Annotated in this window: 11 protein-coding genes; 7 read left to right on the plus strand and 4 right to left on the minus strand. The window is 39.5% G+C overall.

The genetic code is table 11. The features are described from left to right. Window positions 1-250 precede the first annotated feature (250 nt). From RB214_RS19670 to RB214_RS19680, 3 genes are read left to right on the plus strand one after another with little or no spacing between them, the layout of a single operon-like run. Window positions 251-2,683 carry a TerB N-terminal domain-containing protein gene (locus RB214_RS19670; protein ID WP_024606017.1) on the plus strand — a complete coding sequence of 811 codons (2,433 nt, stop codon included), beginning with the start codon at window positions 251-253 and terminating at the stop codon, window positions 2,681-2,683. A gap of 2 nt (window positions 2,684-2,685) precedes the next feature. Beyond that, window positions 2,686-3,993, plus strand: a complete 1,308-nt coding sequence (locus RB214_RS19675; RefSeq protein WP_024606018.1) for an ATP-binding protein — start codon at window positions 2,686-2,688, stop codon at window positions 3,991-3,993. Then, complete coding sequence (locus tag RB214_RS19680; protein ID WP_024606019.1) at window positions 3,990-6,215, plus strand: DEAD/DEAH box helicase; 2,226 nt, start codon at window positions 3,990-3,992, stop codon at window positions 6,213-6,215. The genes RB214_RS19675 and RB214_RS19680 overlap by 4 nt, the downstream gene beginning before the upstream one ends. A 242-nt stretch (window positions 6,216-6,457) precedes the next feature. On the opposite strand, the gene RB214_RS19685 is transcribed toward RB214_RS19680, so the two are convergent. Both RB214_RS19685 and RB214_RS19690 read right to left on the minus strand, forming a co-directional pair. Continuing rightward, complete coding sequence (locus RB214_RS19685; protein WP_024609175.1) at window positions 6,458-6,769, minus strand: MGMT family protein; 312 nt, start codon at window positions 6,767-6,769, stop codon at window positions 6,458-6,460. Then, window positions 6,759-7,655 carry a LysR family transcriptional regulator gene (locus RB214_RS19690; RefSeq protein ID WP_309169213.1) on the minus strand — a complete coding sequence of 299 codons (897 nt, stop codon included), beginning with the start codon at window positions 7,653-7,655 and terminating at the stop codon, window positions 6,759-6,761. The genes RB214_RS19685 and RB214_RS19690 overlap by 11 nt, the downstream gene beginning before the upstream one ends. A 122-nt stretch (window positions 7,656-7,777) precedes the next feature. Here RB214_RS19690 and RB214_RS19695 point away from each other — a divergent pair, with 122 nt between their 5' ends. Together RB214_RS19695 and RB214_RS19700 are read left to right on the plus strand one after the other, a co-directional pair. Continuing rightward, window positions 7,778-8,860: an efflux RND transporter periplasmic adaptor subunit gene (locus RB214_RS19695; protein WP_039487629.1), complete on the plus strand. Its 1,083-nt coding sequence runs from the start codon at window positions 7,778-7,780 to the stop codon at window positions 8,858-8,860. A gap of 2 nt (window positions 8,861-8,862) precedes the next feature. Next, entirely contained in the window at window positions 8,863-11,943 is a 3,081-nt protein-coding gene (locus tag RB214_RS19700) for an efflux RND transporter permease subunit (RefSeq protein ID WP_309169214.1), read from the plus strand. A 109-nt stretch (window positions 11,944-12,052) separates the two neighbouring features. On the opposite strand, the gene RB214_RS19705 is transcribed toward RB214_RS19700, so the two are convergent. Continuing rightward, window positions 12,053-12,385 (minus strand): PBPRA1643 family SWIM/SEC-C metal-binding motif protein, encoded by a 333-nt coding sequence (locus tag RB214_RS19705; protein ID WP_002958594.1) that lies wholly within the window; start codon window positions 12,383-12,385, stop codon window positions 12,053-12,055. Window positions 12,386-12,626: 241 nt separating this feature from the next. Here RB214_RS19705 and RB214_RS19710 point away from each other — a divergent pair, with 241 nt between their 5' ends. Together RB214_RS19710 and RB214_RS19715 are read left to right on the plus strand one after the other, a co-directional pair. After that, window positions 12,627-12,881, plus strand: coding sequence for a hypothetical protein (locus RB214_RS19710; protein ID WP_002958595.1), 255 nt, complete (start codon window positions 12,627-12,629; stop codon window positions 12,879-12,881). A gap of 62 nt (window positions 12,882-12,943) precedes the next feature. Beyond that, a complete protein-coding gene (locus tag RB214_RS19715) occupies window positions 12,944-13,528 on the plus strand; it encodes a hypothetical protein (protein WP_309169215.1) in 585 nt (194 codons plus the stop codon). Between the two features lie 22 nt (window positions 13,529-13,550). Here RB214_RS19715 and rluF read toward each other — a convergent pair whose 3' ends face one another. Beyond that, complete coding sequence (rluF, locus tag RB214_RS19720) at window positions 13,551-14,564, minus strand: 23S rRNA pseudouridine(2604) synthase RluF (RefSeq protein ID WP_309169216.1); 1,014 nt, start codon at window positions 14,562-14,564, stop codon at window positions 13,551-13,553. Between the last annotated feature and the right edge of the window lie 15 nt (window positions 14,565-14,579).

Raw genomic sequence — 14,579 nt, forward strand, 5'->3', positions numbered from 1 at the left:
CTATGGATTAAGCTCAAGTTTATCTTAAAATTTTGCAAATTTAAGAGCACAATACTGATGGTCAAGTCACATCACTGGAGAGCCTTATACAAAATTAAGCTTTATTAAAGACGACTTTATTGTTTGATTAATAATAAGTGCAATTAGCTAGCAGCAGTATTATACATTTCTGATTTTTTTAGTAGTATGTTAGTAGTCGATGGAGTTTTAAAAACTAAAATGGTACCAACCATTTTTAAAGGGATGTTACATGGAATTCATTTTAATAATTGCAGTTGTTATATTGATAATTTGGTTAATTACCAGTTCTCGCTCAAATTCAAATAAAGCAAAGCCTCGAGTATTAGATAATCCAAGCTCGGACATAAAAGGCACTTATAGTACGCCAGCCTCTAAGCCTTCTGTATCAGCTCTATCCAATGGTGCAATCAGCCCTATAAAATCTATTAAAATTGATAAAGCATCAGTAAGTATTGAATTACACGAACAAACTAATGAATTAGCAACCTCAAAGGAGACAACTCCAAAACCTCGCATCACTGTTGTTAATACATCTACCCCAACTATAGAAAGTGCTGATAGTTCGAGAAATTCTGAAGACGATTTAGCCACATTTAATATTTTTGAGAGTAATGTATCTGAAGACACCTATATCAATAAGGGTAAACAAGCTCAATGGTTAAGCAAGGGTCAAGAAGTTACTATTCACAGTCGAAAGTTAAAGGGGTTTCTGTACGTAGGTGGGGTGATGGAATCATTGGTTGGTTATCGCTCTGAACCAGCATTAATTTGTGCAGACTTACCAGTAATATCACCACGGACTAATTCAAACGAATTCCCAACTGATGAATCTTTAGGCTACTGGCCAAGCTACGGTTTATTATCTAAAGAGTCTAGAGGTGCCTACCTTGATTGGTTAGCAACCGATAGAAGTGCGGCTAATACTCCAATAGGCTTTGTGTTTTTGTACTTTTACGGATTTGAAAGATTTGTTGTTGAGAATGGTCAAGATAATAAAGTTGGAGAGGAACAATTTGAAGATATTTTTGATGAAGTACTTCGTTTACATAAAGTGTTTGCTTCAAATCGCTCTTTTGCTGGTTATTCAGCAAATCTCTTAGAGTTTATGTATTTAGTTAAACCTAAATTACTTAAAGGTAAAAAACATGCATTACCGAAGACGCGTCATTCACTACTTTTTAAATTACGCCTTTCAGAGCAAATCGTTGCCACAGAAAAAGTGGATGATGAGTTGGCACTTGAATGGATCAAAAATACAGACCAATACAATTTAAAAACCGCAGCTAGGCGTTGCGATGTAGAGTTTGATGCACTTTTTAAACTTTACTACAATCAAAAATTCTCTGAGGGAATGCAAGTTAAACCAAATAAAACCAAGTTAAACGCTGAGTACTTTGCCGCCAGCGGTGGTATTCCTAGCGTTAAAATTTTACTCGATAGTTTACCAGACCCGAGTATATTAAAAGCCCCTATTAAAAAACTAATACCTATTGCTGATAAAGCCGCTGAAGAGCTCGCTAGTTATAGCCGTTACTTAGGTAAAGCAGGCACTAATAGAGATGACTTAGCTGCACTGATGTTACTTCCACGCGCTATTACTAATAGCCAACCATCACCATTAATTGAAAAGTTTAAAAAGTGGGCTAAGACTATCATTGTAGAAAATGATGGGGTAACAAACGTTTCTGAATTTTGGTTGCAAACAGACTTACCAGCACCAAAAGCGATAAATAAAAAGGAAAGTGAACTCATTTATAACCTAGCGAGCTTTGCTGATATAGGTATTGCGCCTGACTCGCGTTACCACCATGCAAAACCTAAATTAGATGGCAAACTTGTCTTATTTACTCCAGGGCATGGGGAAGAGTTTGTCCCTAGTCATGTATTTAACCAAGTGGGTGTCGCACTGCGTTTAGGTGCTATGGTGGCAAACATAGATGGGGTTGTAGATGAGTCAGAAAGTTTTGAGCTAGAAAAGCTAATTGCTCATGATGAGAAATTAACGGATACAGAAAAGCGATCTTTAAAGGCTTATCTTACATGGCGATTAGTTACCCCATCGGATAATGCGGGTTTAAAAAATAGACTTAATAATTTAGGTGAAACAGAAATAGAATTTGTGAAGCGGTTTATTCTGTCTATTGCGCTCGCTGATGGCAACGTCGATAACAAAGAAGTAAAACAAATCGAGAAACTCTACACGAATTTAGGGTTGAATAAAGAGTCTGTCACGAGTGATATTCATCAGCTTACTACAAGTAGTCATCGGCTTGTGCCAAAAAGTCAAAATTCATCAGAATTTAGCTTAGATGAAACAATCTTAGCCCTTCATGAAAGCCAAACAACAGAAGCTAAAAATATGCTGGAAAAGATATTTACCTCAGATGAAGATGAAAGCGATTATATTGAAGTCTCAGAGCTGACAAACGAAGTTGATGGATTAGATCAGGCTCATAGCCAGTTGTTTGAAAAGCTATGTGCTAAAGCGCAATGGGGTCGCGAAGAGGTAGCTCAAATGTGTAGTGAGCTAAAATTAATGGTCGATGGTGCTATAGAAACCATTAATGACTGGTCATTTGATTTAGTGGATGCACCAGTAATTGATTATGACGGTGATATATACATTGATGAAGAAATAGTCGAAGAGATAAGGGAGTTATAACAATGGCAGCAAAAAAAATTAGATCAAAAGAGCGCGATGCAATTATACAGTCTCTTAAATCGGGTGTTACCCCAAAAGTCGGCATACAGCATATACAAGTAGGTCGTGGTAATGAGCTTAAAGCACTCATTAAAGATATCGACAGAGTGACAGAGGGTGGCTCTGCTTTTCGGTTAATTATTGGCGAATACGGCTCAGGTAAAACATTCTTTTTAAGTGTTGTAAGAGCGATAGCATTAGAGCGCAAGTTAGTTACTGTTAATGCAGATCTATCTCCTGACCGTCGTATTCATGCATCATCTGGACAAGCCAGAAACTTGTATTCTGAGTTAATGAGAAACATGTCTACTCGTAATAAGCCTGATGGTAATGCATTGACCAGTGTGGTTGAAAAGTTTATTACCGAGGCACGAAAAGAAGCAGATAATACAAGCAAAGAAATAACCACAGTGATCCACGAAAGGCTCGCGTCTCTCTCTGAGCTTGTAGGTGGTTACGACTTTGCAAAAGTTATAGAAGCATACTGGACTGGCCATGAAACAGATAACGAGCAACTTAAAAACAACGCTGTAAAATGGTTAAGAGCAGAATATGCAACAAAAACAGATGCTCGCAAAGATCTTGGTATAAGAAGTATTATCTCAGATGCGTCGTTTTATGACTCTCTAAAGCTTATGAGTTTATTTGTAAGGCAAGCTGGCTACGAAGGGTTATTAGTTAACCTCGATGAAATGGTAAATTTATACAAACTCAATAGCACCCAAGCACGATTATCAAATTACGAGCAAATTCTAAGAATACTCAACGACTGCTTACAAGGATCGGCTGAGTACTTAGGGTTTTTACTCGGTGGTACACCCGAGTTTTTACTTGATCCAAGAAAAGGGTTATATAGCTATGAAGCGCTGCAATCTCGCCTAGCTGGCAACACATTTGCAAAACAAGCCGGTGTTATTGATTACTCATCCCCTGCATTACACTTGGCAAGTTTAACGCCAGAAGAGTTATTTATACTACTTAAAAACCTGAGACATGTTTTCGCATCAGGTGATGAATCGCTATATTTAGTTCCTGACGAGTCCCTTAAAGCATTTCTAGTCCATTGTAGCCAAACAATTGGAGACGCTTACTTCAGAACGCCAAGAAATACGATTAAGGCGTTTTTGGATATGCTTGCTGTGATTGATCAAAACCCAAGTATTTCTTGGGACAGCTTAATTAAAAATGTTGATATTGCAGAGGAGAAGCCTTCCGATGTAGAGTTAGAAATTGAATCTGAGGACGATGAGCTAGCTGATTTTAAATTATGATTGATGCACACGAAAGGCTTGATTTTCGAATTCAGCAGTGGATTTTTAAACAAGGCTGGGATCGACTCAGAGAGATACAATGTTTAGCAATTGACCCTATCCTCTCAGGAAAGACTGATGTGCTTATTAGTGCCTCTACTGCCGCAGGAAAAACAGAAGCATTTTTTTTACCTGCAATAAGTAGTATCGCAGATCAAGTAAGCGGTGTAGGCATTTTATATATCAGCCCGCTAAAGGCGTTAATAAACGATCAAGATCGAAGGCTAGAAAGCTTGTCAGACTTGTTAGACATACAAGTTACACCTTGGCATGGTGATAGCCCTCAAGGTCGAAAAAATAAGCTGAAACGAAATCCATCTGGCATCATGTTAATAACGCCAGAGTCCCTAGAGTCATTATTAATAAGAGACAGTGGCTGGGTAAAATCTGCTTTTCAGAATTTAAAGCATATAGTTATAGACGAATTTCACGCATTTATTGGTACTGAGCGTGGCCATCACTTGTTGAGCTTACTGCACCGCTTAGAGCATCTGCTTGGCCGTGTAAACGCACCAATACCCAGAACCGCTTTAAGTGCCACTTTAGGTGACTTAGAAAGTGTCCCTGCGTCTTTAAGACCCAATAAATCGCTGTCTTGTAAAATAATAAAGCAAACGCAGTCTTCATCAACGTTAAAAATGCAAGTGAAGGGATACATTGAAAGCGCTGTAGTAATAGATGAGGCGGTTACTGCGGAGCAAAGCGTATGTAACGATTTATATGGCCTTTGCCGTGGTGGGAACCACTTAGTGTTTGCAAACAGCAGAAGTCGCACCGAAAGCATTGCGACCACTCTTGCTGAGATGTGTGAGAGTAACACTGTGCCTAACGAGTTTTTTCCACATCACGGCTCGTTAGCCAAAGAAATGCGAGAAACACTTGAAGCTCGGCTTCAGCAAGAGCAAATGCCCACTACAGCAGTGTGTACTATGACTTTGGAGTTAGGCATTGATATAGGCAAGGTTGACTCTGTCGTGCAAGTTACTGCGCCGCATTCTATTGCAAGTTTACGGCAGCGCATGGGTCGTTCAGGTAGGCGTGGTGGCGCTAGTATTTTGCGAATGCTGATAACTGAGGCTGACCTTACAGAAAAATCGAGTATTGTAGATAAACTTCGGCTTGAATTGGTTCAATCGCTAGCGATGATACGTTTATTGGTTGCAAGTAAATGGTACGAACCAGCAGACACTTCGCTCTATCACTTTTCAACATTACTTCATCAAGTTTTAGCTCTCATCGCGCAATGGGGAGGTATAAGAGCAGATCAAATCTACGTATTACTTTGTGAAGACGGTCCATTCCAACAAGTTACTGTTACACATTTTAAAGATTTGCTATCTCACATGGGTAAGGTAGATCTTATTACCCAGTTAGGAAGTGGTGAACTAGTTTTAGGTTTTATGGGTGAAAAAATAACAAATCATTATACGTTTTATGCCGTGTTTAAAACCTCTGAAGAATTTAGAATTGTAACGGGTAGTAAAACACTAGGGTCATTACCCGTAGATAGCCTTATTTTAGAGGGCCAACATATTGTATTTGCCGGTAAACGTTGGGTGGTTGAGCTAGTTGATACAGATAAAAAAGTAATTTCAGTAAAGCATGCAAAAGGAGGAAAACCACCTAAATTTGGTGGTTCAGGAATGGTTGTACATGATGTAGTGAGACAAGAAATGCTTAAAATTCTGGAAGAAGGTGACTACAGAATTCAAGTTGGTGAACAAAGAATTGAATTTGCAGATGCCGTTGCTCAAGCACTTTTCAAAGAAGGTGCTGACTTTTTTAAAACTGCAAAACTTGAAAGTACGCATTTCTTACAGTATGGCAATACAGCCGTTGTTTTGCCCTGGGCCGGCGATAAAGTTGTAAATACACTCGTTGCAGTACTTATACACAAAGGGTTTGGAGCAGGTGCATTTGCAGGAATTATAGAAGTTGAGAATACCTTAATTGATGATGTTATCGGGGCTCTTAAAAGCTTTCGAGATGATCAAACCATATCAGCAATTGATTTAGCTGATGCTATTGCAGAAAAAGCCATAGATAAGTTTGATGAATATTTACCTCAAGAAATTCTTGCAAAAGGGTATGCCGCTAGAGCATTTGATGTAGAGAAGGCCCGAGTATTAGTCAAAGAATTGCTCATGGCAAGATTTAAACATGCCAAAGAGGTTAAATTATGACTTCATACATTATATTCATCAAGGATCATCAATGTCCGCAAATGGCACTCTCCAGCCACTCGACAACATAAAATATTGATAATAATTGGCAAGGTATTTTACTGTGTCGGATGGCGTGGCTTCGCCACTTATCCGACCTACGTCAAAAGGTTGGTTGGTTAAGCAGAAGGCGCCACCCAACAAAGTTTTAGATTCACGCCTTGAAAGTCAGCTATGGCACTTACCTGCCAATAATAGTCATATCACTCCCACCGGCACTCGCGCATATTCACTTTGTCGTTTTTAAACAGTACGCCTTCTGATAATAACTTTTCGCGTTGTTCTTGGTATTTTTCGCTACCTGCAGGGAATGATATTTTACCTTGGCTATTCACTACCCTGTGCCAAGGTATAACCGAGTCGTTTGGCATCATTTTTAATAAGCGCCCGACCAACCGTGAATTTTGCGGGTAGCCCGCAAGAGCTGCAACTTGCCCGTAACTTGCTACTTTGCCTATTGGTATGCCTGCGATAACAGTATAAATAAGTGTTTCTTTATCAATATCAGCGTTCATTTAAATACGCCTCACTAAGTACTTTAAATTGCTCCCAAATAGTGCGCGCTACAGGGCCGTGGTGCATTGCATGCTGCCTAAAGGCTCTAATTTGCGCGCTAAATTTATGCTCTCGGTCAGTTATGTGTATTTCTTGAAGTAAGCCTGCTTTTATTTCAGGAGCGCAGTGCTCTAGGCTCATCATTGCCCAACCTGCACCTGAGAGTAAAAACGATTTTAAGGTCGATACATCATCAATTTTCATCATGGCGGAGCCTTTTGAATACGATAGTCTGTCGCTGTCGATACTCAAGTCACTTTCAAACATGGCTAAACACGGATACGTTTGCAGTTCGCTATAGGTTAGCTTTTGAGGAAGTACGCCTTTAGCGCTGACAATGCCAATATCGAGCCTGCCTATAGGTACGCTTTCTAAATCGCCTGTCGCATGAAATAAATCAAACCACGGACCAATGCCTAATTCGGCTTGCCCACTATTTACTTGCTCTAACGAAATAAAGCGCTTCCCGCTTGTTAAGCTAAATTCGGTGCTGGTAAACAATCTAAAAGTATTACTTATGATCTCGTTGTAACTCTGCGTATGGCAAAGTTGTTCGTAACAAATTCTAAATTGGGGTTCATTACCGAGTGCCAATTCTTTAGCAAGCTGCGCTAGCTCGTCGTTGGCATACAGAAGTTGCTGCGCCTCGCGGTGGAAAATTCGCCCTTTTTCAGTAAGCTGTAATCGGTACTTACTTCTGTCTAGCAACTCAAACCCTATTTTTTCTTCTAAATTTTTAATAGCAAGTGTAAGCGCTGGCTGGGTTTTATGTAGCTTTAGTGCTGCCCCGCTTAAGCTTGCGCTTTGCACTATGGCATCTAAAATTATTAATTGATTCAGCTTCATATAGCACTCTGCAACATTATAAGTAAAACTTATTGAGTTTCTAAGATTTAATGATTTTTATTTTATATGTTTGCAGCGTATGCTGCACTTAATTATTTTGCCATCATTGCAACGGAGAAGACATGAAACTCTTTCGTCTATGTTTTTTAACTACGACTTTATTAAGCTTAATAGCCTGTTCTGAGCCAGAACAACAAGTTAAAGAAGAGCCCATTCGCCCTGTTAAATTATTCAACATAGGTCATGATTCTCAAACTAACATTCGCAGCTTTCCTGCTGAGGTTGTTGCAAACCAAGGCTCTTACTTGGCGTTTAGAGTAAATGGTGAGCTTGTTGAGTTTCCGGTTTTAGCAGGTGAAGAAGTTAAAAAAGGTCAGCTACTGGCAAAGCTCGACCCAGAAGACTTTCAATTACAATACGATGATAGAAAAGCCCGCTTTGAGCTTGCTAAGTCGCAACTTGGTCGTATTGAGCAATTACTTGAAAAAAGAATCGCAAGCCAATCTGAATACGATGAAGCATTAGCCAATATGCAGGTGGCAGAGTCTGCCTTTAAAATTGCCGAAACAAACCTAGAATACAGTGAATTACGCGCACCATTTGCAGGCACTGTGGCTAAAGTATTTGTTAAAAACTTTGAAAATATTCAAGCCAAGCAAAACATTTTACGCTTAGAAACACGCGACTTAATGGATGTAGAAATCCAAGTTCCTGAAAAAATAATAGCGCGCATTAAAAAAGGTACCGATTACCACCCTACCGTTGTGTTTGATGGCTTTGCAAAAAAAGAATACACCCTTGATTTAAAAGAGTGGGATACACAGGCTGATCCAACCACCCTGACCTACCAAGTTGTTTTTTCGCTGCCAGTACCTGATGACTTTAATTTACTTGCCGGTATGACTGGGCGTGTATTTATTGATTTATCTAAAGTTACTAGCTCGCAAGTAGCGTATACAATTTTACCTGTTGAGTCGGTTTTTTCAGAAGCAAAAGAAAGCGTGTCTGATAACGCGTATGTGTGGTTATACAACCCAGAAACAGGTGTTGTTAATAAGCAGGCTGTAAAAGTAGGGCAAGTTCACCGTGATGGTATTGAAGTACTTAGCGGCATAAAAGAAGGCCAAATGGTTGTATCTGCCGGTGTACATTCATTAGATGAAGGCATGAAAGTACGTCCATGGAATAAAGAGCGAGGCTTATAATTATGAGCTTTGCGCAACTCTCCATAGAGAAAAAAGTAATTAGTTGGATGTTTGCGCTGCTGCTGTTAATTGGCGGTAGTGTGTCGTATTTTGACCTAGGCCAACTAGAAGACCCTGAGTTTACTCTTAAAACTGCCATGGTTATTACCATGTACCCGGGTGCATCGCCGCAGCAAGTCGAGGAGGAAGTCACTTTCCCTATTGAAAATGCGATTCAGCAACTCCCTTATGTTGATTATGTGACCTCTATTTCATCAAATGGTAAATCTCAAATTTCGGTGGAAATGAAAAGCACTCATCGAAAAGAGCAGCTGCGCCAAATTTGGGATGAAATGCGTCGTAAAATTAATGACCTTTCTCCTTCGCTGCCAAGCGGCGTTTACCCAAGCACTATTTTAGATGACTTTGGCGATGTATACGGCGTTTTATATTCGGTTACTGGCGACGGCTACTCATATGACGAGCTTAAAGACTACGTAGACTTTTTAAAGCGCGAGCTAGTCTTGGTTAAAGGTGTAAGTAAAGTAACTATTGCTGGTGAGCAACAACCACAAGTTATGGTTGAAGTATCTACACGTAAATTGGCTCAACTAGGTATAGCCTCAAGCCATATTTTTGGCTTGCTGCAATCGCAAAATACGGTGTCTAATGCGGGCAAAATACGTGTTGGCGATGAGTCTATTCGCTTTCACCCAACCGGGGAATTTAAAGATGTAAGTGAGCTTGAAACTCTGCTTATTTCAAAACCTGGTGCAAGTGAGCTTATTTATTTAGGCGATGTAGCAAAAGTATTTAGAGAATACGCCGAAGTACCTACTAATGTTATTCGTTACAACTCAGAGCAAGCACTGTTAATTGGTGTGTCGTTTATGAACGGGGTTAACGTAGTTGATGTAGGTAAACGTATTGACGAACACTTAGCAGAGCTTGAATACCAGCGCCCACACGGCATACATGTTGAATCGGTATATAACCAACCTAAAGAAGTAGAAAAATCGGTAGATGGCTTTATTGTAAGCCTTGTAGAGGCTATTGCCATTGTAATTGTGGTACTGCTTATATTTATGGGTTTAAAAAGCGGTATTTTAATTGGCGGTATTTTATTACTGACCGTTTTAGGCACTTTTATATTTATGAAGTTGTTTGCCATAGACCTGCAACGTATTTCTCTGGGAGCACTTATTATTGCCCTAGGTATGCTGGTAGATAACGCCATAGTAGTAACCGAAGGCATATTAATAAATTTAAAACGTGGCCAAACTAAGTTAAAAGCGGCAGTTAATATTGTTGAGCAAACTAAATGGCCACTACTAGGCGCGACAGTTATTGGTATTACTGCATTTGCTCCCATTGGATTAAGCTCTGATGCCACGGGTGAATTTGCTGGCAGCTTATTTTGGGTGTTATTTATATCGCTTTTATTAAGCTGGATCACCGCCATCACCCTTACGCCATTTTTTGCAAACTTAATGTTTAAACAAGATGAGTTTAAAAAAGGTAAAAATGCTGAGGGCGAAGAGGAAGACGACGACCCGTACAAAGGCTTTATTTTTACAGGCTATAAAGCACTTTTAGATGTATCTATGCATTATCGTAAAACAACTCTTGTTCTTATGGTTGTATTACTTTGCTCTGCAGTAATTGGCTTTGGTGCGGTTAAGCAGTCGTTTTTCCCTGCGTCTAACACGCCAATGTTTTATGTAGATTACTGGCAGCAGCAAGGCTCAGATATACGTGCAACCCTTGATGGCATTAAAAAGCTAGAAAACTACTTACAAAATGAAGAGCTCGTTGAGGAAATAACAAGTACAACAGGCCAAGGTGCGCCGCGCTTTATGCTTACTTATGCTCCTCAAAAATCGTACTCTTCTTATGGGCAGCTTATTATTAGAGTAAAAAACCGCGAGGCGGTTGCAATAGTAATGCAAAAGGTGCGTGAATACTCACAAAGTACGCCACTTTCAGCCGAGCTTAAAATTAAGCCGATGGAAATTGGCCCATCTACCGATGCTAAAATTGAAGCACGCTTTACAGGCCCAGACCCAGTAGTTCTTAGAAAACTTGCAGCTAAAGCAGAAGACGTTATAGCAAAGGATGAAGGGGCTTATAATATTCGTGATGACTGGCGTGCGCGTACTAAAATGATTCGCCCGCAGTTTAACGAACAAAAAGCGCGCCGTTTAGGTATTAGTAAATCTGACCTTGATGATGTGCTGCTTACTAGCCTCTCTGGTAAACAAGTAGGCGTATACAGAGATGGTACGCAACTGTTACCTATTATTGCCCGCTCTCCTGCTAATGAACGTTTAAATGTAGAAAGCGTTCACGATTTACAAATTTATAGCCCAGTACTTGGTGTGTTTGTGCCAGTAACGCAAGTGGTTGACGAATTTGTGGTTGAATGGGAAGACAGCCTAATTATGCGCCGCGACCGTAAACGTACAATAACGGTAATGGCCGATCAAAACGTTTTAGGTGACGAAACCGCTGCTAAATTATTTGCCCGCATACGAGGGCCTGTAGAAGCAATAGAGCTACCGCGTGGTTATAAATTAGAATGGGGCGGCGAATATGAATCGTCATCTGATGCGCAATCGGCTATTTTTGGCTCATTGCCATTAGGCTATTTAGCTATGTTTGCGGTAACCGTACTGTTATTCAACTCACTTAAACAACCTTTAGTTATTTGGGCTACAGTGCCACTTGCCATTATTGGTGTAAGTGCGGGTATGTTGATAATGAATGCGCCGTTTAGCTTTATGGCATTGCTTGGCTTATTAAGCTTAAGCGGCATGTTAATCAAAAACGGCATTGTGTTGGTCGATCAAATTAACCTTGAGCTTCGCGATGGTAAATCGCCTTATCAAGCTGTGTTTGAGTCTGGTGTTAGCCGTGTGCGCCCTGTAGCAATGGCAGCAATAACCACTATTTTAGGTATGATCCCACTGTTATTTGACGTGTTCTTCCAGTCAATGGCGGTAACTATAATGTTTGGTTTAGGCTTTGCCACCATACTAACGCTAATTGTGGTACCGGTACTTTACACGGTTATATTTAGAATTGATTACGAACCGCGTAAGTAGTTAAGCATATAATCGGTTAACATTAAAAAATGCCACTGGCTCAAGGTCAGTGGCATTTTTATTTAATACCGATGAAAAAAGAAAGGCTACATATTTAGTTGTTAAGAAACTAACCGCAACACTTCTTATATTTTTTGCCGCTACCACATACACAAGGTGCGTTGCGCTCTGGTAATTTATCAAATACTTGTGGTTTTGACTTGCTAAGCGCAAAGTCTAGTTCGCGAATATCTTCTGGTACTTCAGCTTTAACTTCAATTGAAGCAAACAGCGAATGCTCTTCTAGTATTGCTTCTATTTCTGATTGTCGTGCAACTGAGTTTACAATTAACGTGAGCGGGTGTGACTCTGTGCCTGGCTTTGCAGTACGTTTTGGTGCAAATCCATTACTGTTATTTTTACCCATTATATCGGGCTTACCCATAAAGAAAAATTTTGACATGTTACTTCTATAACCTTTCTACATTATTAAGACGGCGCATCTTAACAGCTTACCCTTCATATAACTAAGTGTACTTGATAATGCACAATATAAATCAGGCTTTAGCGTATATACGCCTAATATAGCGACATAATGAGGCCATTTAATGGATTTAGGCAAAATTTAAATTCGAAATATAGTAAAATTATCATGACTCAACTTAGTGCCATTTTAGTATCTAACTCAATATTATGGAAAAGCCTTGGAAAATTTTAAAACCGCGATACTAATAGCGGGCAGCGTTTTTATACTTTTTGGTTATTTACGCTTTATAACTGACGAGAATGGTAACGTGAACTTAAACAACTACCGTTTTACAGGAGGCATACTACTGGTTATTTCCGGTATGTTCGATGGCACACGCGACCTTGTTAATCGCCTGCGCTCTAAAAACTCGTTATCGGCGATTGCAGTTTATTTAGGTATACTCTTATTTTATATTGGCTTTAGCATTTAATAGCGAAACATTAAGCGCTAATTTGGGCTTTATACAAGCAACATTTTATAAGTGAATACCCTTTGACCTTTAAGCAACTCTTCAACAGCGCCTTATTACTCTTAGTAACAGCACCTCCGCTGGTTTTACTTGCATGGGATGAACAAGCCGACCCCGCATTTATTCCCAACGGTATATATAACACCTTAACATTTACGTTATTTCCAATAACGGCGATAGTGTTGTCGATTGTTTTATTAAGGCACCTATATAATAAATACAATAATAACTTTGAATTTAAACATACAGTTAAAAATTATATTGCTGAGCATGGGAAGTTCCGCAGCGCATTTATACCACTGTTTTTGCCTATTTTAATTTACTTATGGTTATGGACGTCAGTTTGTATTTCTGTGAAATTATGGGCCAATAAACACAGCAATAATATATGGCAGCAAGAGCATCAATTACTTGAAGTAGGTAGTTGCCCAACTGATTATGAGTACAGTTGTGCAACGCTAACTGTGCTTAGTTTACAGAACTACAGAAAATACACTTTTAGATGGTATTTAGATAAGAATAAATTGGTGACTTTGCAAAATAACAATATAAATTTAGTGGGCGTTACAAGCCCATTTGGTAATATAGTACAAGAAATACAGTGGTAGTAGAATACCACTTAGCTGCAGATTATTTTTTTAAGCTAAGGGTACGCCCCGAGCTAGGTTTTGACTGTGACGACTTGTTCTCTTTAATGCTTTTCGGCTTACCAACATACGTGGTAGAACGCTTTTGATAAGGTGCTTTACTGCGCTCATTTTTGCGCTCGCCATTAGCATTACTGCGTTCAGAGTTGCGACTTGAATTTCGCTCTCCACTTTGCTCGCCTTTATTAAAACGGCGAGGATTTTCACCCTGAAAATCACGCTTTTTAGGAACCGACGGCATATTATTTTCTGATTGTTTATTAGCATCAAGCGAATGTTCTTGAGTTTTACCTGAGTCAGAAATCGAGTCGTTTATTTGCGCCATTTCAGTATCTGACAAATGACGCCACTGCCCTACCTTTAAACCTTTTAGTGTTACGTTCATTATACGAGTGCGCTTTAACGTCACCACTTCGTAACCTAAATATTCACACATACGGCGTATTTGGCGGTTTAAACCTTGTGTAAGTACTATTTTAAATTCTTTAGGGGCAGTTTGTGTCACTTTACACTTTTTAGTCACGGTATCTAAAATAGGCACGCCATTGGCCATTTTTGTAACAAACTGACGATTAAGCGGTTTATCAACCGTAACAACATATTCTTTTTCGTGGTTATTACCCGCACGCAAAATTTTATTAACGATGTCGCCTTCGTTAGTTAAAAATATAAGCCCTTCAGAAGGTCTATCTAAACGCCCTATTGGAAATATACGCGTAGGATAATTTACCGCGCGAATAATATTACTTTGAATTTTACTTTCGGTAGTACACGTAATACCAACTGGTTTATTGTAAGCGATATAAACGCGCTTTGGTGTGGCTTTAAGTGGCTTGCCATCAACCAATACAACATCGGTAGCAGCAACTTTTACGCCCATTTCAGGCGAGTAGCCATTAACGCTGACACGACCTTGCTCAATATATTTATCGGCTTCGCGGCGTGAACAAAATCCTGTTTCACTAATAAATTTATTTAAACGTTTTAATTCGGTCATGGCACTTATAGCGTA

The organism is Pseudoalteromonas sp. HL-AS1 (assembly GCF_031198785.1).
Classification (GTDB): Bacteria; Pseudomonadota; Gammaproteobacteria; order Enterobacterales; family Alteromonadaceae; genus Pseudoalteromonas; species Pseudoalteromonas distincta.